We start from the raw sequence: 20,442 nt of genomic DNA, 5'->3' as shown, positions 1-20,442 counted from the left end.
TCCGGCAATATTTTCGGCGACTCGGCGGTTTCCCCGAACAGTAACGGACAAACAGGAAGGTTTGCCGAGGGAGCCACCCCGTCGGAGGAGAGGGAGCCGGGACTCACGCGGTCGACCGAGAGCGGGAAAGCCGGAACGGCCGACCGGATCGCGGACGCGGTCGTCAGGGCGTTCCGGCGCCGGTCACCCGAGCCGGAAGGAGGGTTCGTCGCGCTCGCCGCGGTCGGCATGCTCGCCGCGGTCGCCGCGGTCGTCGAGGTCCTCCAAGTAGATCACGTCCTCCTCGTCGCCGTCCAGCTGTTCGCGGAGGTGGGTGACGTACCGTTTGTACTCGTCGAGCTGCTCGCGGAGGTGGTCGGCCTCTAACTCCAGCCGCTCGTGCTCGCGGACGAAGCTCTTAGGGACCTCGACGCGCGGCGGGAACGACTCGCCGGTCTCGCCCATGCTCTCGAGCTCCGCCTCCGGAACGGCGCGGACCTGTCCGTCGTGGGCAACGAGCGTGTCCACGTAGTCTCGGAACACCGCCGACAGCGAGATGTCCCGCTCCTCGGCGATGTCGCGGAGCGCCTCGAACGCGTCCTCGCTGACGCGGAACGAGATCGTCTTGTTCTTGTTGCCCATTACCGGAATATCCCTCTCGCGATCCACTTAAGCGTTTGTCAGACGGTGGCAAGAAAAGTGGAATGTCGGGTGTTGCGGGCGTGAAACGCCCGATCTCTGCACGGATCGGGTCGACTTCGGCGCCGATCAGGGGTCCGGCGTCCCGGCCGGGTCCGTCGCGTCGGCGTTGTCGGGGACGTCTCCGTCCCCGAGGCCCTCGTCCGCGGCGTCGCCGGCGAGCTCGTCGCCGGCACCGTCGTCGAGGTCCTCCAGCGCCGACAGCGCGGCGGCCTTGTACGTCTGGGGGTCCAGATCGTACTCCTCGCGGGCCATCCGGGCGTACTCGTTGCCCTCGTCGTCGAACGCGGCGACGCGCTCGACGGTGCGGCGGGCCGTCTCCGCGACCCAGCGGTCACGGGTGGCGGCGTCGACCTCGGTGATCGACTCGGGGCGGACGGAGACCCGGACGGTGCCGTCGTCGGTCTCGTACGTCCGGGGTTTCCCCACGACTGCGACGTAGGCGGGCGGCTCCAGGTCGCGGAGCTTGGAGGCGGCCTCGGGCTGGTACTGGCCGGCGTACACGAAGAACGTGCCCGTCGGGTCGACGATGCGGCCGCGCCAGTACTCGGCGTCCTCGCCGACGTCCTCCTTCTCGGTGAGGGTGCCGACGAAGAACACGCGGTTCGAGGATTCGCCCGTCGGCAGCAACGCGTAGACGGGGGCCCGCTCGTCGTCGGACTCGGTGAACGTGTAACCGGCGTCGTTGAACTCGCTCGCGAACACGCGCCGGGCGACCTCTCTGGTGGGTGTTGACTGGCTCATGTCAGATCGACCTCGCTTCGATCAGCGCGCTCTCGACGTCGACTGTTCCGGGGTCTTCCAGCTCGTCGACCAGGACGTACCGGCCGAAGGTGGGGCCGGTGACGCGGTAGTACCGCCCGAGCACGTCGTCGGCCATCTCCTCGGCGACGACGGTGGTGTCGAGCGCGTCCATCGCCATCTCTTTGGCCTCTTCGAGGCCCATGCCGGTGAGCTCCTCGGTGGCCTCGCGGTCGAAGATGACCTCGGTGACGGTCTCGCCGTCGTCGAGGACGCCCTTGATCCGGAGGTCGAACTCGCCCTCGACCTGGCCGTGCTCGGAGCACCGGCCGTTCTGGAGGACGCGCGTGCAGTCGTCCTCGGGACAGCGCTTGATGAGTCCGGAGCCGGACTGGATGTCGACCAGCGCGCCCTCGACGGTGTCGGCGTTGTCACCGACCTCGATCTCCTCGTCGATCTCGGTGATTCCGGTGGTCCGGTTGAGCTTCACCGAGTAGTTGCCCTCGTACTCGTCGGTGACGACGTTCGAGAGCTCGTACGCCTGTCCCTCCTCCAGCTTCGGGAGGTCGGACGTCTCGAAGGCGACGAACTTGATCGTGCCGGACTCGTCGCCGACGAGCCCGACCTGCGAGATCGAGTCGCTACGGGGCTCCCAGAGGTCGACCAGCTTCACGCGCAGGTCGACCCACTGTTCGTCTTCGTCGATCTCGTTGACGAGGACGGACTCGCTGCCGCCGCGGCCGAGCTCGTCGCGCTCCATCCCGGCGTCTTCGAGGTAGCTGTTGGTGACGCTCCGGCGCGCCTCGTCGACGGGCACGCGGTACTCGTTGACGAGGTTCTCCAGCCGCTCCTCGACCTCGTCGGCGTCCACGTTCAGGTGGTCCGAGAACTGTTCCGCTATCGCTTCCGCTTCCTGTCGCAGTTCGCTCATGGGGTGTCTCCGCCTCCGGTCGTGTTTCAATGGGAGGCGTACGACGGTTGGTTCCTCACGGTATTAAAAATCCCGCAACCGCGGTGAAAGTGGTCGTCTTCGACGCGTTGACGGACCTCTTCCGGCGGTTTCGAGGCGTGACGGCCGGCCGCGTCAGACGCTCGTCAGCCGCGCGGGGGCTTCGTTTCGAGTGGAACGGTACCACGGGGTCGATCGGCACAGTCGACGGGGGAGACTCGGGATCGGGTCGTCATCGTCTGCGGTACGAACGCCGGGAGCCGCGACGCGCTCGGCGACGGAGCCGCATCCGGCGCGCCCGCCAACGGACCTATATTCCACGCGCCGGTATGACCGCCATGGACGACCGACTCGAACGCGTCATCCGCCGAAAGCTCCGCGAGGCGGGCAAGCAGTTCGAGGAGGCGAAACGGGCGTACGCCGAGGGGAAGGGCGATCCCGACGGCGACGCCGCGGGGGCGGAGCGGTACGATCTCCCCACCGACGGTGACGGGCGCGCCCGGATCGTCTGCCGGCGGCACGCCGAGCGGCGCGCGGTCTCCGTCGACGCCGAGGGGCGCCCCTCGTGTTTCGACCCCGGTCACCCCGACTGCGAGGGCTGCGCGGAGGACGTTCGCGACGGATTCGTCGAGACCTGGTGATTCCGGATGCGGAAGACGCCCTCGCAGAGCGGAGGTACATCCAGATCACCCGAAGGTGTTTTTATATGGGTTCCCTCTGAGCGGGCATGAAGCGGACGACGGTCGTCGTCGGTCTCCTCGTCGTCGTCGCGGTCGGGCTCGCGCTGTCCGGCGTCTTCGCCGGGCCGCCGGCGGAGGAACCGTCGGCGGCGGTCCCCGAGGAGTCGCTCATCGCGGTCGAGGGCGACTACCGGCTGTGGCCGTACACGAGCCGAAGCACGTCCGTTCGGGGGCGGACGCTCGCGATCAACGTCGTGTTCCACGCCGACGCGGAGACGACCCGCGCGGCGATCGAAGGCGGGGCGGAGACCGATTGGCAAGAGACCAACGAGACGGAGGCGGAGACGACCGCGGACGCGGAGCAGGTGCGGGCGTTCGTCGAGCGCGACTGGTCCGACGCTCGCAGCTCGACGCGGTACGGCTACGTCGAGGGACCCAGCGGCGGGGTCTGGCTGACGGAGACGTTCGAGGTCCACGACGGGACGTACCTCGGCGTGCGCGACCACGTTCGGGCGTACGAGTCCCCCGACGGGGAGTACACCGCGATACAGGCCCACGAGGAGTACTACGACTGGTTCCGGCTGCGACACACGGTGCCCGGGATCGACGACGCGGCGGTCCGGCTGGAAGACGAGTTCATTCACGGCGAGGTCGACGCCGAGGTCCGCCGCGAGTACCGCGGCGTCGAGGGCGGGTGGAGCGACGGGTGGATCTCGGTGATCGAGCTGGCGTCGCTCGCGACCGTCGCGGGCGCGCTGCTCCGACGTCGGACGCGGGCGGCCGCCGTCGACCTCGCGCGCCGCGTCCGACGGGAGGCGACGAGACACGCCGACGCCGCGGTGCTCGGGGCCGCGCTCGGCGCCGTCGTCGTGGGGGTGCGGGTCGCCGGAGTGAGCTTGGAGGTCGCGTATCCGACCCTCCCGCCGAAGGCGATCGCCGGGCCGCTGTACCTCGCCCTCGTCGCAGGGCTCCCGGGGCTCGTCGTCGCGCGGGCGCAGGACTGCGACCCGACGGCGGCCGGACTCGCCGTCACCCTCGGGCTCGGCGCGGGGTTCGTCCTCGACTTCGCCGCGCTCGGCGTCGCGGTCCCGCCCGACCTCCTCGTCCACCGGATCGCGCTGCTCGCGGCGATCGGGGTGGTCGCCGTCGGCCGCGCGGCGGGCGACCGCCCCGTCCTCGTCGCGGGACTCCTCGCGTGGACGGTCGGGCTGGTGCTCCCGCTCGCCGACGTGATCTGAGTCGGAAGCCCGACCGCAGTCGGCGGATTCTCCGGCGAGATCCCGACCGCAGTCGACGGGTTCGGCGGCGAGATCACGACCGCCTCGGCGGATCGTCCGCCGGAACGCGGTCGACGCTGGAGGAGCGATCGGCGGAGATCTGGCAGCGAGACCGCAGAAGAGATATACCCTGCAGCCGAAATTGGAGAGAACGAATGAACGGAAACGTCAGCCGGCGGAAGGCGCTTGCGGGGATCGCCCTCGGCGCACTGAGTGCCGGCTGTCTCGGCCGGACCCGAAACCTCGCGGGGCGCGGCCGGACGGCGCAGCTCACGCTGCAGATCGACACGGCGCCGGCCGACAAGGACCCGAACGCGATCCGGATCGCGCGACACCTCGCCGAGAATCTAAACACGGTGGGGATCGACGCCCGTATTAACACCCTGAGCCGGACCGACCTCTGGCGGAAGGTGCTGATAAACCAGAACTTCGACATCTACGTCGGGCAGTTCCTGGAGTCGGAACCGTTCGACCCGGACGCGATGTACGGGTTCACCCACTCGCAGTTCGTCGCGGAGTCCGGCCGCCAGAACCCGTTCGGGCTCACCGACGTCAACGGCGTGGACGAGCTGCTCGAGGAGCAGCGGCGCGTCGAGGGAGAAACCCGGGCCGACGCCGTGGCCGACCTGCAGCGCGCGCTGTGTGAGCTCCAGCCGTTCACCGTCGTCGCGTTCCCCGATCCGCTCACGGCGGTCCGCGAGGAGCGGTTCGAAGGCTGGACGAGCGAGCGGCCGCTGTCGGCGGGAGCCCTGCTCGGCTTAGAACACGCCGACACGGCCGGCGACGACACGGTCGAAAACGAGACGGCCGGCGACGACGCGGAGGACGCGGAGGCCACGCTCCGACTCGTGACGACCGACACGCACATGACGGAGAACTGGAACCCGATCGCGGCGGAGTACCGACGAGGGGGGACGTTCACGTCCCTCCTGTACGACCAGCTCGTGCTGGTCGACCGAGACGAGGTCGTCCCGTGGCTCTGTTCGCGCTGGGAGCGCACGGGCGACGAGCGCTTACGGATCAGCCTCCGAGACGCGCACTGGCACGACGGCGAGCCGGTGACCGCCGAGGACGTCGCGTTCACGTACCGGTTCTTCAGAGACACGTCGAGGGGAGACCAGGAGACGGCGGTGCCGACGCCGCGGTTCCGGGGGCGCAGCTCGGTGGTCAGGTCCGCGACGGTCGTCGACGACGAGACGGTGGAGCTCACCATCGACGACGTCAACGACGCGGTTTCGATCCGGGCGCTACAGGTACCGATCCTGCCGGAACACGTCTGGGCGGAGCGAACCGACGTGGCGACGATAGCCGGCTTCGAGTTCGACGTGGAGACGACCGAGGCGCTCGTGGCGAACAACGAGGATCCGGTCGGCAGCGGACCGATTCGGTTCGTCGAGGCGTCGGCCGAGGAGTCGGTCGTCTTCGATCGGAACCCCGACCACTTCCTCGTCCGGTCGACGGAAGAGAGCGAGACGACGGACGAGGACGGTCCGAGAGCGGGGATTCCGGACCGGTTCCACGGGAAGCCGGCGTTCGACCGGCTGGAGCTCACGGTGTTGTCGTCGGACATCGCCGCGGTGCAGGCGGTCGGGGACGGGCTCGCGGACGCGACCGTCTCGAACCTCGGGCCGGACGCGGTCCCGCGGATCGGACGGGAGGCCGACGCGCGACTGGTGACCGGTCGCTCGGGCGGCTTCTACCACGTCGGATACAACGTCCGGCAGTCGCCGCTGTCGAACCCGCGGTTCCGGGGTGTGCTCGCGTCGCTGGTCGACAAGGACACCCTCGTCAACGACGCGTTCGACGGATACGCGAAACCGGCGGCGTCGCCGCTCGGTGCGTCCCCGGAGTGGGTGCCTTCCGACCTCGCGTGGGAGGGCGACGGTCCGGATCCGGTCTACCCGTTCGTCGGGGACGGCGGGTCACTCGACGTCTCGGAGGCCAAGGATCGGCTCCGCGAGGCGGGGTACCGGTTCGACGAGGAGGGACAGCTCCTCTCGGGGGACCGATGACCTGGCTTGTGTCGGTTCTCGGCGCCGTGGCGTTGTGGGTCGGCGGGGGGCTGCTCGTCGCCGGGGCGGTGATCATCGGTCCGAGCCGACTTCTCGGCCTGCGCGGCAACCTCGTGTCGCGCCTGTCGGATTCGAAACGGGAACTCGTCGCGCTCGGGGTGGTACTGGTCGCGAGCGCGGTCGGGCGGAGCTCGCTGCAGACGGTCTCAGAGCTGTTCGGACTGAAGCTGACCGGGCTCATCTGGGCGCTGGAGGGGAACTTCGTCGAGTCGCTCCAACAGACGTACGCCTCGCCCGAGTTGACGATGTACTTCTCGTGGGTGTACGTGTACGGCTACGCGTTCCTGCTGGCGTTCCCGTTCGTCGCGTACCTCGCGCTGCCGCGAACGGAGACGCTGAAGCGGCTTCTCGTCGCCTACGCGCTCAACTACGCGATCGGACTCGTCATATACACGGTCGTGTTCGCGCACGGACCGCGAAATCTCGACGTCGGGACGTCCCTGCTTTTCACTCACAACCCCAATTTCACTGCGTTGACGAGCCAGGTCAACGAGGCCACCAACGTCTTCCCGTCGCTCCACACGTCGCTGTCCGTGACCGTCGCGTCCTTCGCCGTCCTGACGCGCCGGGAGTACCCGCTGTGGACGCCGATCGCGCTGTGGATCTCGACGTCGGTGGTGATCGCGACGATGTACCTCGGGATCCACTGGCTCACCGACGTGATCGGCGGTATCGCGCTGGCGCTCGGCTGCGTCTACCTCTCGTATCGGTACGTCGACGCGGACGACGCCGACGCGGATACCATCGGCGCGGACGACGTCGATGCGGATACCATCGGCGCGGACGACGCCGACGCGGACAGGGCGGACTCCGAGCGACGCGCGGCGCCCGTCGTCTCGGACGACGAGTGAGCGGGGACCGAGAGCGGTCCCGGACCGAACGAGGTCGGCGGCGGTGATCGATCCGCGGCTCAGACGCCCTCGACGAACCGTTCGAGCTGCTCCGGCGGCACCGCACCGCGGGCGGCGTGACCGTCGAACGCGAACGTGGGCACCCCGGTGACCCCGCGCTGCCGCGCCGCTTCGAACAGGTCCGTCACGCGCTCGCGGAGGTCCGCGTCGTTGAGCGCGGCGTCGACGACGTCGGCGTCGAGCCCCTCGACGTCGCTCGCGAGGTCGACGAGGACTTCGCGGTCGCCGATGTCGCGGCCGTCCCGCCACAGCGCCGCGAACACCGCGTCGTCGAAGGCGGGCCACGACTCGGGGGCGGTCTCTTTCACGTGGAGGGAGACGATCTGGGCGGGCAGCGAGTCGACGTCGGTCGCGATCGCCTGGGCCATCTCGACGTCGTACTGCTCTTGGAGCCGACGGACGTTTTCGCGAGCCTGCGCGTAGTACTCGTCGCCTTTCCCGTCGTCGACGTCGTGGTCGATGCTGCCGTCGGGGTTCCGCTTTCCGGCCCGGAGGTCGAACGGGTGCCAGTCGACCGCGAGCGGCTCCTCGCGCGTCTCCTGATACTCGGCGAGCGACTGTCGCCCGAGGTAGCAGAACGGGCAGACGTAATCGGAGTAGACGGTGATCGAATCGGTCTCGTCGCCTCGGTCGGCGCCGATCGCGTCGTTTCGGCCGACACCGGTCGCGTCGTCGTCCCGATCGGCGTCGGTCGCGTCGTCGGAGTGAGCGTTCGTCATACCCTCGGTTCGGCGGCGAGCGGCAAAGGACGTTCGACGGCCGCGATCGCCACGGCTTTGTATAACCGAGTGGTACTACTAATGCATGACATGGGGTCGCGAGCCCGTCTCCCCGCCGGTCGCGCTGACGATCGCCGGCAGCGACGCCGGTGGCGGGGCGGGGATCCAGGCGGATCTGAAGGCGATGACCGCTCACGGCGTCTTCGGCACCGCGGTCGTGACGGCGACGACGGCACAGAACACCCGCGGCGTCGCGGACGTCCACGCGGTTCCGGCGGGGCACGTGGCGAGCCAGTACGACGCCGTGATCGAGGACTTCGACGTCGTCGCCGTCAAGACGGGGATGCTGGCCACGGCGTCGATCGTCGAGACCGCGGCCGGGCTGCTCGCCCGCGGCTCGGCCCCGGTCGTCGTCGATCCGGTGATGGTCGCCGCGACGGGCGACCGGCTGCTCTCGCCCGCCGCCGAGGACGCCTACCAGGGGCTGATCGAGCGGGCGACGCTCGTCACCCCCAACGCCGACGAGGCGGCGGTACTGGTCGGTGACCCGGTCGAGACGCTCGCGGACGCCGAGGCTGCCGGACGGGAGCTCGTCGCCCGCGGCGCCGGCGCGGCCCTCGTGAAGGGCGGTCACCTCGACGGCGAGACCGTCGTCGACACGCTCGTGATCGGCGACAGCGGCGAGGGGAGTGGCGACGGCGACGAGCCGACCGTCGTCCGCTTCGAGAACCCCCGCGTGGCGACCGACGCGACGCACGGGTCCGGCTGCGCGCTGTCGAGCGCGATCGCGGCGCGGCTGGCGCGCGGAGAGCCCCTCCGCGAGGCCGTCGCCGGCGCGGTAGACGACATGGGGGCCGCGATCCGTCGCGGCTACGACGTCGGCGAGGGGCCGGGCGCGGTGAACCCGACGGCGTTCGACGGCGGGGTCTGAGTGGCGCGCCCGGCCCGCAACCGGTGAGTGACGCGCAGGGCCCGCAACCGGTGAGCCGTCGCAGTCGGGCGGTGGCCGCCGGTCAGATGAACGCGAGGGGGATCATCAGCACGACGCCGAGCGCGATCCCGACCGCGAGCACGGGCTTCCCGCCGTGGGGGAGCGCCGCGCCTGTCTCGAGCGCCTCCGGGATGAATTCGGTGGCGACGAGGTAGATCATCGCGCCGGCGGCGAACCCGAAGCCGTAGGGGAGGAACTCCCGGGCGTACCGGACGAACGCGAAGGCGAGGACCGCGCCGATCGGCTGCGGGAGACTGGAGAACACCGACCACCAGACCATCTTCCACTTGGAGACGCCCATCGCCCGCAGCGGGATCGAGATGGCGGTCCCCTCGGGGACGTTGTGGATCGATATCGCGACCGTCATGAACACCGCGAGCACCGGGACGGTGAACCCGAACAGCTCGGTCCCGCCCGCCAGCCCGAGGTCCGCGAACGAGACGCCGACGGCGACGCCCTCGGGGAAGCTGTGGACGGTCAGCACGCCGAGTATCAACACGAGCTTCTTGAAGTTCGCCTCTTCGTACTCCCGCGGATCGATGTCGGCGTCCAGCAGCACGTCGTGCGCGACGACGACCAGGACGACGCCCGCGGCCAGACCGATCCCGATCTCGATCGGCGTCCCCTCGGCGAGCCCCTCCTGAACGAGGCCGAACAGCGACGCGGAGACCATGATTCCGGACGCGAACCCCCACAGCACCACGTTCCCCCGATCGCTGATCGAATCGAGGACGAAGAACGGCAGCGCGCCGATCCCGGTCGCGAGCGCCGTGATGAAGCCGGCGACGAAGACGAACACGAACGCGTCGACGGAGACCATACATTCGAGGGTTCGGCGAGTACCTACTTAATAGTCGTGAATGAATCCCACAACACTGCGGACGACACCGACGAGCAGCGCGGCGAGGAACAGCGTCAGCATCAACAGGAGCGCGGCGAGCTTCAGGCCGAATCCCCGACGGCGTCGGCCGGTGATCGCCCCGCGGCCGGCGATCGCCCCGCGACCGGCGTGACGGCCACGGCCATGCGGTCGAACGGGAGCGGCCACGGTCACGGCGTCCCGGTGTCCCCGGGCTGCCCGCCTCCGGATTCGTGCGAGTCGTCACCCGTGCCGCCGTCGCCGTCCGCGGCGGTCGGGTCAGATTCGTCGCTCTCATCGTCGGCGGGATCCGTCGTCGATTCCGACGCGTCGTCGTCCGACTCCGGCGCAGTGGTGTTCTCACCGACGCCGGAGACGTCGTCATCCGAGCCGCCGTCCCCGACCGACTCGTTCCCGGTCGGGTCGTCTTCGACCGACTCGTTCCCGGTCGACTCGTTCCCGGTCGACTCGTTCCCGGCCGACCCGTTCCCAACTGGCGCGGTGCCCGCGGTCGCGTTCCCCACAGCTGCGCCGGCTACGGCGTCGCTCCCGACCGACGCGTTACCCGGGCTATCGCTCGTCGCGGCGATCGCCGAACCGCCGGATTGACCGAATGCACCGGCGGAGGCGGACTCCGTCGAGTCGAACTCCGTTTCGAACGTCCCGTTCACGGTGGCGGTGGCGCTGAACAGTGCGAGCGAGTAGCCGCCGAAGGCGATACTCCACACCAGCAGCGCGGCGACGACGACCGCGACCGCGGAGCGGTTCGCGGGCATCAGTCCACCTCCCCTGCGCCGTCGGCGATAGCGACCGGATCGTCGGCGGCGACGGAGCTATCACCGCGGTCGTCGCCGTCCCCGTCGTCAGCGACGGGTGACGGATCGGACCGGTCGAGCGCGCCGGTGTCGGCGACCCACAGCGCGACCGCGCCGAGGAGCAGCGCGACGGCCGCGATCGCCGCGGAGATCGCGAGCGCGGTCCGGAGCTGGAACGCGACGTAGACGCTGTACGGCGCGACCGCCGCGAGCACGGCGCCGGCGCCGACCACGGCGTCGACGGAGACCCCGACGGGTTCCGAGCCGGTCGCGGGCGTCACGGAGGCCGCGTCGGAGTCGGTCGCGGGCGTCACGGAGGCCGCGCCGGCGTCGGTTGCGACCGCGACGCCCGAGTCGGCCTCGGTCGGACCGCGACCGCGGCCCCGGGCGACCGTCCAGAGCTCGGAGGCCACCAGCAGTCCGAAGGGGACGACGACGAGCAGCGCGAACCCGACCGGCGAGTCGGCGAACTGGATCGCGTACCCGAGGTACGGGATCGTGACCGCGACGACGCCGAGGACGTTCGCCCCCGGAACGAGGGCCGCGTCGGGCGCCCCGTTGGCGTCGCCCCGCGTCTCGAAGGCCACCCCGCCGCCGGTCGTCGTCACGCCGACGACGCGGTGGGTGACCGGGACCTCGCTATCGCCCCGGACGAACGTGATCACGTCGCCTTCGGCGATCGCGGCGGGGTCGCGCTCGTCGACGATCACCACGTCGCCCGGGGCGATCGCGGGCGTCATGCTCGCGGTGAGCACGACGAAGCTGTATTCGGCCCCGACGACCGCGGGCACCGCGTACACCACGAAAGGCGCGACGACGGCGACCAGTAAGACGATCCCGAGTACGTTTGCGAGTGATTTGATTGATATCGATGTGTTCATGATTGCGCCTCACTGTCCGACTCGTCTGAGTTCTTCCCCCTTCGCCTCTCGTCGTCGTCCGTCTTATCAGAGCCATTTTCGTCGGGGGACTTCCCCTCCTTCTCGGAGCCTTCCGGAGCCGTCTCGTCGTTCGGCGTACCCTGAGGGCCAGCCGCGGTACCCGACTCAGACCCGGTACCGCCGTTACAGACGCGTCCCTCGAACGGGTTCGACCGGTCCGCGTCGGTCTCGGAGACGTGACGACACTGCTCGGCGTACAGCTCAAACGCGAACGTCGTCCGTGACCCGTCGAGAGAGGCGTCGACGTCTGCCGGGAGCCGCCAGTGGAGCGTCAACGGGGCAGGCACGTCCGGGGAGAGACAGCCGTCGTCGAGCCGGAGTCCGTCGAAGAGGGACCGCCGGAAGACGGCGAACGACTGCCAGCCGCCAGAGACGGACTCCTCGGCGAACGTCAGTCGCACGTCGAGCGCCTCGGCGAGTCGGTCGTCGTGGTCGGGGCAGTCGGTCGCGAGCCAGACGCGAGCGGGGTTGGTTCGGACGCGAAGGTCGACCGTACTCTCGCCCGACGCCCCGCGATCGATCCCGCTAACGTCGAACGTCACCGGTCCGTCGACCGAGTCGTCGGTCAGTTGCAGCTCGAGCGACCCGGTGTCGACGTCGTTGCTGGCGAACGTCTCGCGGTCCGAGAAGTACGCGACCGTCCCGGCCCCGCCGGCCATGCCGACCGCGCCGACGCCGCCGAGGCTCGCGAGGAGGCGGCGGCGGCTCATGCCGGACGGAGAGCCGGGAATCGGCCCGTCGTCCGCGGTCATCCGGACACCCCCGCGGCGTCCGCGGCGAAGGGGTTGCCGGTGCGGTCGCACGACACCGCGTGGAACGTCACGTCGAAGTCGAGAGCGCCCCCCTGTCCGGCGTTGCCGCCGTCGGCGGGGAACCGCCAGACGAGGGTGAGACAGCGGCGCTCGCCGGGGGCGAGACAGCCGTTGTCGAACAGCCCGGGGTCGAGCTCGACGCCCGCGGCGAGGTCGCCGTCGGCCGCGAGCCCGGCCATCGTGCCGGCGTAGATCGGTTCGCCGAAGTCGACGAACTCGTCGTCCGCCCCGGCGCAGCGCCCGATGCCGAGGACGCCGGTGTCGTAGCGGACGTCGACCTCGATCCGCTCGGCGAGCGCGCGGCTCGCGGCCGCGCGGCCGTCGTCGCCGTCGACGGCGATCCGCATCCAGACGCGGGCCCCTTCCGGGACCGCCTCGCCGGGGTCGTCCAGACGGAGCCCGACGCTCGCGCTGCCGGTGTCACCCGGGAGGACGTTGCGCAGGTCGATCAGGCGGATCCCGTCGGCCCCGTCGACCGAGTCTGTCGGGCTCGCCGCGACGCGCTCGTCGTTGTACGTGCTCCGCCACCCGACGAGGAGCCGCGACGGCGCGTCCGACTCCGCGTACGTGTAGTTCGTGTACTCGTCCGGGCTGGCCGTCGATCGGCCGCGGCCCATACCTATGGTCGCGAAGCCGACGGCTCCGGCGCCCGCGAGTGCCTTCCGCCGCGTTAGGTGTGGTTCGTCTCTCTTCATTCGTGTTCCCGCTGTCGGCTTCGAACGGCCGCTCGTCTACGCACTCTCGACGCCCCCTCCCGACCTATGTATGGGCGTCCTACCCGTCGCTCCGCTCGCGTCCCGTGGCCGGTAGCGGTGTCCTGCCGAACGGTAGGGCGCGACTGCCAAGGTGGGGCGGTTCGGAGTCAGGACGTCGCCGTCACTCCGCCGCGTCCTCCGCGAAGGGATTCTCCGGGTCCGGGTTGTGGCGGCACTGCTCGGTGTAGAACGACAGGTCGAACGACACCGAGTCGCCCTGCACCTCGTTGCCGACGTCGGTCGGCAGGCACCACTCGAAGCCGATGAACGACGTGTCCGACGGCCGGAAGCACGCCCCGCCGTTCTCGACGGGCGGCAGTTCGCCGTCGTGGTCGGCGCCGACATCGCAGACGTAGAACCGGAAGTTGCTGATGCCGTACGGCGATCCGCCGGGCGCGAGCGTCGTCGCGACGGAGCCGCTGGTCTCGCACTCGTACAGCGTCGGGAGCCCTTCGCCGGGAGCGATACCGTCGGGACCGCCCTTCAGCGTCACCTGACAGATCGGAGCGGTGCTGGACCACGCGAAGCCGGTCGGCTCGTCGTCTTTGTACGTCACGTCTGTGAGCGTGATGACGACCTCGGTACCGTCGGCGAGCGCGTACTCGAAGGTGTCACCGGCGGCGAGACCGTCGATGACCGCGCCGTCGTCCTCCTTGGGGAGCGGGGTGCACGCGGCGCCCTCGTCGACCGGGGCGTCGCCGTCCGGAGCGTCGCCGTCCGGAATCACCGTCTCCGGCGGTTCGACCGGCGTCGGATCGGACGTTAACAGCGTACCGTCCCGGAGCGCGTCGAGCACCTCGCGGAGCGTGCCGGAAACGATCTGCGGTTCGCCTTCGTCGAAGACGTTGTCGCCGTCGTCGTACCACGCGCGGGCGACGATCTCGTCGGCGAGCTGCGGAACTCCTTCCTCGCCGTCCGGGTGGTCACCGCTCGTCTCCGACTGCAACAGCCCCCGGAGCCAGATGTACCCGGGGTTGTCACAGAGCGTGATACCGAAGGTGACCTCGCCGCAATCGCCCGGCTTCACGTCGTCGAGCTCGATGAGCGCGTTCTCGTTCGGAGCGAAGGAGGGGTCGTCGAAGGCGGCGATCTCGTCGCAGGCGAACTCGAGGTTCGTCCCAGCCTTCGCGGCCTCCTCGGGATCAGTAGAGCCGTCGAGATCGACGTACTGGTCGACGTCGCCGTCGCGATCGAACGACTGGAGTCCGTCGCCGTCGTGATCCGGGTACGCGTTGACGAACGGCCGCTCCGCAGTCCCGTAATCCTGTGACCGCGACGACTGCGGACCGCCGTAGTAGAGCTGCTGCCAAGTGACGCTCAGATCGAGCTCGCCCGCGGTGATCGTGTTGTCCTCGAACGACTCCGCGTCGCTGAAGTACGCCGTGGTTCCGAGGCCCGCGCCCGCGGAGGCGACCCCGACGGCCCCGAGGCCGGCGAGCATCTTGCGTCGCGAGAGTCGGATCGTGGATGATGTGTTGTCTGTCATGAGTGGTCCCCGATGGGGAAGTCCCACCGGCGGAGTCGAACCGCCGTGTCACGGACCGATTCCGTGCCGAACGCGCTCAGCGAGCGCGATGTCCCGGTGTGGGTGTGTCACCAGCGATCATCGTCACGTTACGAACGAGAGACGACCGAGACTGGATTAGTCGTCGAGGTCGTTGTGCCGGCACTGCTCGGCGTAGAAGCCGAGATCGAACGAGACGCTCTCGCCCTGCGCATCGTTCACGTTCGCTTGGTCAGTCGGGAACCACCACTCGAACGCGACGCACGAGGAGTCGACGATCGGATCGAAGCACTCGTCGCCGTCTTCGTTCTCGAGCTGCTCTCCCTGGAACGAGGAGTCGTCGAGCGCGCCGAGAACGTCGTTGAGAGTTCCCTGGATGAACGAGTCTCCGTCGAAGTTCGCGATGTCGTCGAAGCTGTCGTTCTCGTTCACACAGCCGGGCACTAATCGTGCACGCGCTTGGACGAACTCACCGAGGCCGCCATCGAGGGCGCTGATTTCGGTCGCGCCCATCCAGACGTACGCGGGGTTGTCGCAGACGTGAAGCGAGAAGGTGACCTCGCCGCTGTCACCGGGCTTGACGTCATCGAGCTCGATGAGGCTGGACCGGTCCCGTCCATACGAGTCCGCTGCCGTGCTCATGTCGAGGCCGCACTCGCTGTGGATGACGATGTCGGAGAGGTCGTCGTCTGCCATCGGCCCACCGAGATCGTTTTCGAGCACGATCTCCTCTCCGGCGGTGGTGCCGCCACTCAAGACGAGCAATCGGGTAAGACCGGTCGAAATGTCGGGCGAGAAGTTCTCTCCGCCACCGGCGAGCGCCGCCGCACCATTCAATTCGGGGTTAATACGAACGGCGAACTGTTCGGTGAGGGAACCGAGGACACCGCCGTCGGTTCGGCCATCGCCCCAGATCCAGCTCGCCGTCGCTTCAGTCGACGTGAGCGAGTACTCGTCGTCACTGTCATTCCCCGGATCGTCCTCGATTTTCCACTTGATATCGTCCCAGTCGGCGTCGGTAAGATCGCCCTCGATGGTGAACGTCGCGTAGCCGCCGCCGTTCTCGTTGCCGAACTTATCCATCACAAAGAACAGGTGGGGCTCACCGAGATTGCCGTCACCGCGGTCCTGACGGTAAACGAATAGCGTCGCGCCGTTTTCACGCTGAATGTCTTCGAAGCGTGAGGAGACATCCGGTCGACTGTCGTTGTAGAAGTCTTCCGGCGCGGGCTCGTCGATTATCGGTGCGATACAGTACGACTCGCTTTCGTACGTGACGTAGTACTCGCCCTCGTTGCAGCCACAGCACGCCGGGACGTCGGCGGCGCTGAACACCGCGTTCTCGCCGGCGTAGACCACCCCGCCGAGGTCCTGTTCGCCGTCGCCAGAGTCGTCCGGGAAGGCGTTGACGTACGGGTAGTTCGCTTCGCCGTTCTTTTGAGCGTAGTCCTGCGGGCGAACGTCCGGCGACGCGCCCCAGTAGCGCTGCTGCCAGTCGACCTTGAGCGCAAGCGTGCCCGCCGTGATCGTGTTGCCTTCGAAGGCCTCAGTGTCGCTGAAGTAGGCGGTCGTGCCGAGGCCCGCGCCCGCAGACGCGACGCCGACGGCACCGAGACCGGCAAGCATCTTACGTCGCGATATTCCGAGCGTGTTGGATTTGTCGTCGGTCATGAGTGTATCTCCCCTTGGGGGAAATCCCGCCGGCGGAGTCGAACCGTCGTTAGTAGATCCGCGCACGCAAGTGCACTATCCAGCGGGAAGTCGGTCGAGAGTCGGTTCAGGCAGAGGCCGAGTCGTCAACCTCGGAGCCGTTCGCCTCCTCACCGAGGAAGGTCTCGATGTCGTTGTGGCGGCACTGCTCGGCGTAGACCAAGAGATCGAAGCTCGAGGTCGCACCCTGGAGTTCGTTACCGACTTCAGCGGGGATCTCGATCACGACACAAAGCGTGACGGGACACTCGACGTCGTGACAGAACACATCCTCGCCTCCTTCTTCGCCGGAAGGCACGGCGATACCCTCAGCGAGGGCAGCCAGCAAATCACCGAGCGAGCCGCCGAAAATCTCGATTTCCTCGCCCACGTCTTCCCCGTCTTCGGGACACAGCGTCAGCGTCGCCGTCGTATCGGCGACATCGCCGAGTGAAACCATATCACCGTCAGTATCAATGTCATAGAGGTCGTCAGCGGAGACGTTCCCTGCCTCCGCACCGGTCAGATCATCGACACCGTCGACCTTCACCATCGCGAATCCGGGGTTCCCCTCGAGCTCAACCTCCCAGCAGAACTCGTACTCGTCGCCGGGCTTGGCGTCAGTAATAACGATTGGCGCCTCGATCTCAACGGGGCCCTCGCCGGAGCCGAAGTAAGTCTCTTCATCCGGGCCGATCCCGTCCTGATCGAGGGTGTGAATTGACTGCCTCACGTTCAGTGCGAGCGTACCTGCCTGGAGCTCGTTGCCCTCGAACGACTCCTCGTCGCTGAAGTAGGCCGTCGTTCCGAGTCCCGCGCCCGCGGACGCGACGCCGACCGCGCCGAGGCCGACCAGCATCTTGCGCCGCGAGAGTCCGATTGTGTTGTCTTCGGGGTTCATGAGTGGTTTGTGTCCGACGCGCTCCCGTTCCGGAGGCGGCATCGGTTACCCCTCACTGAGCGGGATACGGACGTAGTTACGAGCAGCCACGTCACCGTCGAAGGCGAGCTTCGACCCGGTGGAACGGCGCGTTCGACCGGCGGTCCGGTGGTCCTACTCGAGGCGAAACCGACGGTATGAACTTCCTACCCGGGCCGGAACGACGGTACGGACACCGTGCCGCCGCCGCGACGGAACGCGAATCGAAACGCGATCGTAGGAGCGCCCGATCGGGGCGAGGTCCCTCGGTTTCGTCGGGACGGCGCCGCCGTCATCGACGTCGGCGCGAGCGACAGGGGAGAGGTATCTGACGCATACATATGCCCTCGACCGGCGTGGAGGGAGCAACGACCGACACTCCGCACCCGGCGGAGCGTCGGAGCCGCATCATGAAACTCCGATCCGACGTCCTTCCGGCCGAACAGGTGTACGCCGTCCTCGCGAACGAGCGCCGCCGGCGCGCCCTCGAGCAGATCGGGTGCGCCGGCGGCGCGGTGACCGTCCACGAGCTGTCGACGCTGGTCGCGGGCCGCGAGACGGGCGAGAGCCCGCCGCCGAGGCGGTCCCGCGAGAGCGTGTACACCTCGCTCGTCCAGACGCACCTGCCGAAACTCGCGGCGCTCGGCGTGATCGAGTACGACCGGGAGACGCAGACGATCGAGCTGTCGCGGCACGCTCGCGACGTGTCCGTGTACACCGAGATCGTCGCCAAGGGCGGAGTCACGTGGTCGGAGCTGTACCGCGCGCTCGGCGTCGTCTCGCTCACCCTCCTCCTCGCGATCCTGCTCGAAGCCCCGATCCTCTCCGCGATCGACCCGGTCCTCTGGACGAGCCTCTCGCTCGGCGCGTTCGCGGTCGCGAGCGCCTACCAGCTGTGGGTCAACCGCTTCTCCGTGCTCCGGCAGTTCCGGATCGGACGCGACGGCCTGCTCTCGCGGCACCGGCGCTGAGACGAACGCCGAGTTCTGCGATCTGCCGGTCCTATTTATAAATACGCGGACGCTGCGGTCGGCGCGCGCCTGCGAGCGGCCGCCCTCGTCGGCCGCGAGGAGTGGCGCGCGAGGGACGCGGTGAGCGCTCGAAGAGCGCGAACCGCGAGGCTGGGGAGGTGTGAGGTGCGGTCGCTGTGCGGTACGGGGTGGGACTCAAAGGGGCAGTCGCGAGGACCGCACAGGTGACGTAAGCACTGCAAGGAGTGAGCGAAGCGAACGACCGAAGCGCGCAGCGAGCGTGTGCGGTCCTCGCGACTGGGGCTTTGGAAGTGTTCACCGGCGATCCGGCGTCGACTATTTATAAGCGAGTGGCTGTGGCTTCGGGGGGCTTCACCGCGGAATTACCGGACGCGTTGTGTTATTCGGCCGCGAGCGACGGCGGCAACTCCACCTCGAACAGCCGCGCGTCGCAGGCGACGCATCGCCCCGCGACCACGTCGTAGCTCGCACAGCAGGACTCGACGACGCGCTCCTCCAGGGTCACCGAGCCCTCGCAGGCGGGGCACTCCGCGACGAACAGTCGGAGCGCGCCGAGGACGCCGCTCCGCGCCGCGAGCGGGAGGGCCGTCCAGTCGTCCAGCCGGTCGGTCAGCGCGCGGTCGGCGGCGATGTCGGCGAGGAACGCGGCGCGTGACTCCCAGTGGCCGATACGCTGGCCGTCGGCGAATGCGAACGCGGCCCCCTCGCGCCAGTCGAACGAGAGCGACGCCTCCTCGACGCCGGTGAGCGTCGCGAGCGCCGCCACGTCGCCGACGTCGTCGGCCTCGGTCACGGGGCTCGTGGCGTCGGCGAGGCCCGCGTCGAGGCGCAGTCCGTCGAGCGCATCGCCCCACGCGGACGCGAACCAGGGAGCGAACGCGAGGTCGGTCCCGTCGGGCGTGTCGACGAGCACGTCCGCCGACAGGAGGTACGACTCCGCGTCGATTTCGGTCGGCGGGGCGGGCTCGCGGCCCTTTCCGAACAGCCGTAAGGCGCGCTCGGGGAGGTAGCGCTTCGTGAGTTCGGGCGTCCCGGGGACGAGGTAGCCGCGCAGCCAGATCGCCGCGAACGAGGCGGCGAGGGCGACCGCGGCGAGGCCGGTCCGACCAGCGGCCGCGAACGCGCCGGCGACGCCGAGCGCGAGAGCGGCGTTGACCGCGGTACAGGGGACACAGCGGTTTTCGCCGGTGTACTCCGGGCGACGAAGCCGGTCGAGCCGACCGAGACGGGTGTCGTGTGACGTCGTCATACTCCCTCAGAGGCGCCGGCCGGTCGTATGTATGGACGCCATACCGTCTCCCGCGGCGTCGGGCGTGCCGCCGGGGACGCCGACGGGGCTCCCGGGTCCGTCTCTGACGCGACCGACGCTCCGAAGCGCTCGCGGCGGGCGCTCCCGAACGCGGCGTCACCGCGGAACGTTGCCGTCGTGGTTACTCAAAGGCGGAGACCGGTAGCCGGGCGCGTCGCGCAAAGTTATTATAGTAAGAAATATGGCTGTTGGTGACAATCTTTACAAAGAGATATTCTCACAACTGTAAATGTCGACCCAACTCACCGGCCAAACGGATACGCAAGCGAGTGAGCCTGACGGCCCTTCGCGCGACGAGATCTTCACCGCGTTGAGTAACCGACGGCGGCGGAACGTGATCACGTATCTGAAACAGAACGGCGACGACGCCCGCGTGAGAGACATCGCCGAGCAGCTGGCCGCGTGGGAGAACGGCCTCGAGATCAACGAGGTGACGTACAAACAGCGGAAGCGGGTCTACACGGCCCTCCACCAGTCGCACCTGCCGAAGCTGGCCGGGAACGGATTCATCGCGTACGAACCGAACCGGGGGATCGTCTCGCTGACCGAGGAGAGCCGTCAGCTCGAGGTGTACCTCGAAATCGTCTCCGAGAACGAGATCCTCTGGAGCGAGTACTACGTCGGGCTCGCCGTCGTCTGCGGGCTGCTCGGCGGGGCCGCCGCGATCGGGACGGTCCCGTTCGCGAGCGTCTCGGGGTACGCGTACGCGGTTCTCTTCGCGGCGGTGTTCGGCGTCTCCGGCCTGATCCACCGAACGATGACCCGTCGAAACCGGGTCGGGTAGCGTCCGATCGGGCCGACACCCGTAGGGTTTTAGCCGCCCACGGCG

The 20,442-nt window shown here is 68.8% G+C and carries 20 protein-coding genes; 7 read left to right on the top strand and 13 right to left on the bottom strand.

The window, feature by feature from the left end; translation table 11 throughout:
• Positions 1 to 183: 183 nt before the first annotated feature.
• The 3 genes from R6U01_RS10130 to R6U01_RS10120 form a co-directional block, all read right to left on the bottom strand.
• Positions 184 to 621 carry a CopG family transcriptional regulator gene (locus R6U01_RS10130; protein WP_410286335.1) on the bottom strand — a complete coding sequence of 146 codons (438 nt, stop codon included), beginning with the start codon at positions 619 to 621 and terminating at the stop codon, positions 184 to 186.
• A gap of 126 nt (positions 622 to 747) precedes the next feature.
• A complete protein-coding gene (locus R6U01_RS10125) occupies positions 748 to 1,422 on the bottom strand; it encodes an RPA family protein (RefSeq protein ID WP_410286334.1) in 675 nt (224 codons plus the stop codon).
• Position 1,423: 1 nt separating this feature from the next.
• A complete protein-coding gene (locus R6U01_RS10120) occupies positions 1,424 to 2,350 on the bottom strand; it encodes a replication factor A (protein WP_410286333.1) in 927 nt (308 codons plus the stop codon).
• Between the two features lie 356 nt (positions 2,351 to 2,706).
• On the opposite strand from R6U01_RS10120, the gene R6U01_RS10115 reads away from it, so the two are divergent.
• The 4 genes from R6U01_RS10115 to R6U01_RS10100 all read left to right on the top strand — a co-directional run bounded on the left by R6U01_RS10115 (position 2,707) and on the right by R6U01_RS10100 (position 7,248).
• Positions 2,707 to 3,009, top strand: a complete 303-nt coding sequence (locus R6U01_RS10115; protein WP_410286332.1) for a hypothetical protein — start codon at positions 2,707 to 2,709, stop codon at positions 3,007 to 3,009.
• A gap of 86 nt (positions 3,010 to 3,095) precedes the next feature.
• Complete coding sequence (locus R6U01_RS10110; RefSeq protein WP_410286331.1) at positions 3,096 to 4,286, top strand: hypothetical protein; 1,191 nt, start codon at positions 3,096 to 3,098, stop codon at positions 4,284 to 4,286.
• A 194-nt stretch (positions 4,287 to 4,480) separates the two neighbouring features.
• On the top strand, positions 4,481 to 6,337 hold the full coding sequence (locus tag R6U01_RS10105) for an ABC transporter substrate-binding protein (protein ID WP_410286330.1): 1,857 nt from the start codon (positions 4,481 to 4,483) through the stop codon (positions 6,335 to 6,337).
• Complete coding sequence (locus R6U01_RS10100; RefSeq protein ID WP_410286329.1) at positions 6,334 to 7,248, top strand: phosphatase PAP2 family protein; 915 nt, start codon at positions 6,334 to 6,336, stop codon at positions 7,246 to 7,248. The genes R6U01_RS10105 and R6U01_RS10100 overlap by 4 nt, the downstream gene beginning before the upstream one ends.
• Before the next feature lie 59 nt (positions 7,249 to 7,307).
• Here the strand turns inward: R6U01_RS10100 and R6U01_RS10095 are convergent, their stop codons facing one another.
• On the bottom strand, positions 7,308 to 8,027 hold the full coding sequence (locus R6U01_RS10095; protein ID WP_410286328.1) for a DsbA family protein: 720 nt from the start codon (positions 8,025 to 8,027) through the stop codon (positions 7,308 to 7,310).
• A gap of 85 nt (positions 8,028 to 8,112) precedes the next feature.
• Between R6U01_RS10095 and thiD the strand changes: the two genes are divergently transcribed.
• On the top strand, positions 8,113 to 8,958 hold the full coding sequence (gene thiD / locus R6U01_RS10090) for a bifunctional hydroxymethylpyrimidine kinase/phosphomethylpyrimidine kinase (protein WP_410286327.1): 846 nt from the start codon (positions 8,113 to 8,115) through the stop codon (positions 8,956 to 8,958).
• Between the two features lie 82 nt (positions 8,959 to 9,040).
• On the opposite strand, the gene R6U01_RS10085 is transcribed toward thiD, so the two are convergent.
• The 8 genes from R6U01_RS10085 to R6U01_RS10050 form a co-directional block, all read right to left on the bottom strand.
• Positions 9,041 to 9,838, bottom strand: a complete 798-nt coding sequence (locus R6U01_RS10085) for a ZIP family metal transporter (protein ID WP_410286326.1) — start codon at positions 9,836 to 9,838, stop codon at positions 9,041 to 9,043.
• A 230-nt stretch (positions 9,839 to 10,068) separates the two neighbouring features.
• The gene (locus tag R6U01_RS10080; RefSeq protein ID WP_410286325.1) at positions 10,069 to 10,653 is read right to left on the bottom strand and encodes a hypothetical protein; all 585 of its coding nucleotides are present in this window, start codon (positions 10,651 to 10,653) and stop codon (positions 10,069 to 10,071) included.
• Positions 10,653 to 11,495 carry a signal peptidase I gene (locus tag R6U01_RS10075; protein WP_410286324.1) on the bottom strand — a complete coding sequence of 281 codons (843 nt, stop codon included), beginning with the start codon at positions 11,493 to 11,495 and terminating at the stop codon, positions 10,653 to 10,655. Before R6U01_RS10075 ends, R6U01_RS10080 begins: the two co-directional genes overlap by 1 nt.
• 74 nt (positions 11,496 to 11,569) lie before the next feature.
• Positions 11,570 to 12,385: a SipW-dependent-type signal peptide-containing protein gene (locus R6U01_RS10070; RefSeq protein ID WP_410286323.1), complete on the bottom strand. Its 816-nt coding sequence runs from the start codon at positions 12,383 to 12,385 to the stop codon at positions 11,570 to 11,572.
• Positions 12,382 to 13,140: a hypothetical protein gene (locus R6U01_RS10065; protein WP_410286322.1), complete on the bottom strand. Its 759-nt coding sequence runs from the start codon at positions 13,138 to 13,140 to the stop codon at positions 12,382 to 12,384. The genes R6U01_RS10070 and R6U01_RS10065 overlap by 4 nt, the downstream gene beginning before the upstream one ends.
• A gap of 181 nt (positions 13,141 to 13,321) precedes the next feature.
• Complete coding sequence (locus R6U01_RS10060; RefSeq protein ID WP_410286321.1) at positions 13,322 to 14,686, bottom strand: SipW-dependent-type signal peptide-containing protein; 1,365 nt, start codon at positions 14,684 to 14,686, stop codon at positions 13,322 to 13,324.
• 156 nt (positions 14,687 to 14,842) lie between these two features.
• The gene (locus tag R6U01_RS10055; RefSeq protein ID WP_410286320.1) at positions 14,843 to 16,375 is read right to left on the bottom strand and encodes a SipW-dependent-type signal peptide-containing protein; all 1,533 of its coding nucleotides are present in this window, start codon (positions 16,373 to 16,375) and stop codon (positions 14,843 to 14,845) included.
• 106 nt (positions 16,376 to 16,481) lie between these two features.
• The gene (locus R6U01_RS10050) at positions 16,482 to 17,294 is read right to left on the bottom strand and encodes a SipW-dependent-type signal peptide-containing protein (protein ID WP_410286319.1); all 813 of its coding nucleotides are present in this window, start codon (positions 17,292 to 17,294) and stop codon (positions 16,482 to 16,484) included.
• Between the two features lie 428 nt (positions 17,295 to 17,722).
• Here R6U01_RS10050 and R6U01_RS10045 point away from each other — a divergent pair, with 428 nt between their 5' ends.
• Entirely contained in the window at positions 17,723 to 18,283 is a 561-nt protein-coding gene (locus R6U01_RS10045; protein WP_410286318.1) for a hypothetical protein, read from the top strand.
• Between the two features lie 400 nt (positions 18,284 to 18,683).
• Here the strand turns inward: R6U01_RS10045 and R6U01_RS10040 are convergent, their stop codons facing one another.
• Positions 18,684 to 19,553, bottom strand: a complete 870-nt coding sequence (locus R6U01_RS10040) for a hypothetical protein (RefSeq protein ID WP_410286317.1) — start codon at positions 19,551 to 19,553, stop codon at positions 18,684 to 18,686.
• 289 nt (positions 19,554 to 19,842) lie between these two features.
• On the opposite strand from R6U01_RS10040, the gene R6U01_RS10035 reads away from it, so the two are divergent.
• Positions 19,843 to 20,397 carry a hypothetical protein gene (locus R6U01_RS10035; RefSeq protein WP_410286316.1) on the top strand — a complete coding sequence of 185 codons (555 nt, stop codon included), beginning with the start codon at positions 19,843 to 19,845 and terminating at the stop codon, positions 20,395 to 20,397.
• Positions 20,398 to 20,442: the final 45 nt, after the last annotated feature.

Origin of the sequence: Halorubrum sp. (genome assembly GCF_046498025.1) — an archaeon.
In the GTDB taxonomy this organism is placed as follows: Archaea; Halobacteriota; Halobacteria; order Halobacteriales; family Haloferacaceae; genus Halorubrum.
Note: the sequence above shows the minus strand (reverse complement) of the source record. Positions and strands in the feature narration are given on the sequence as shown.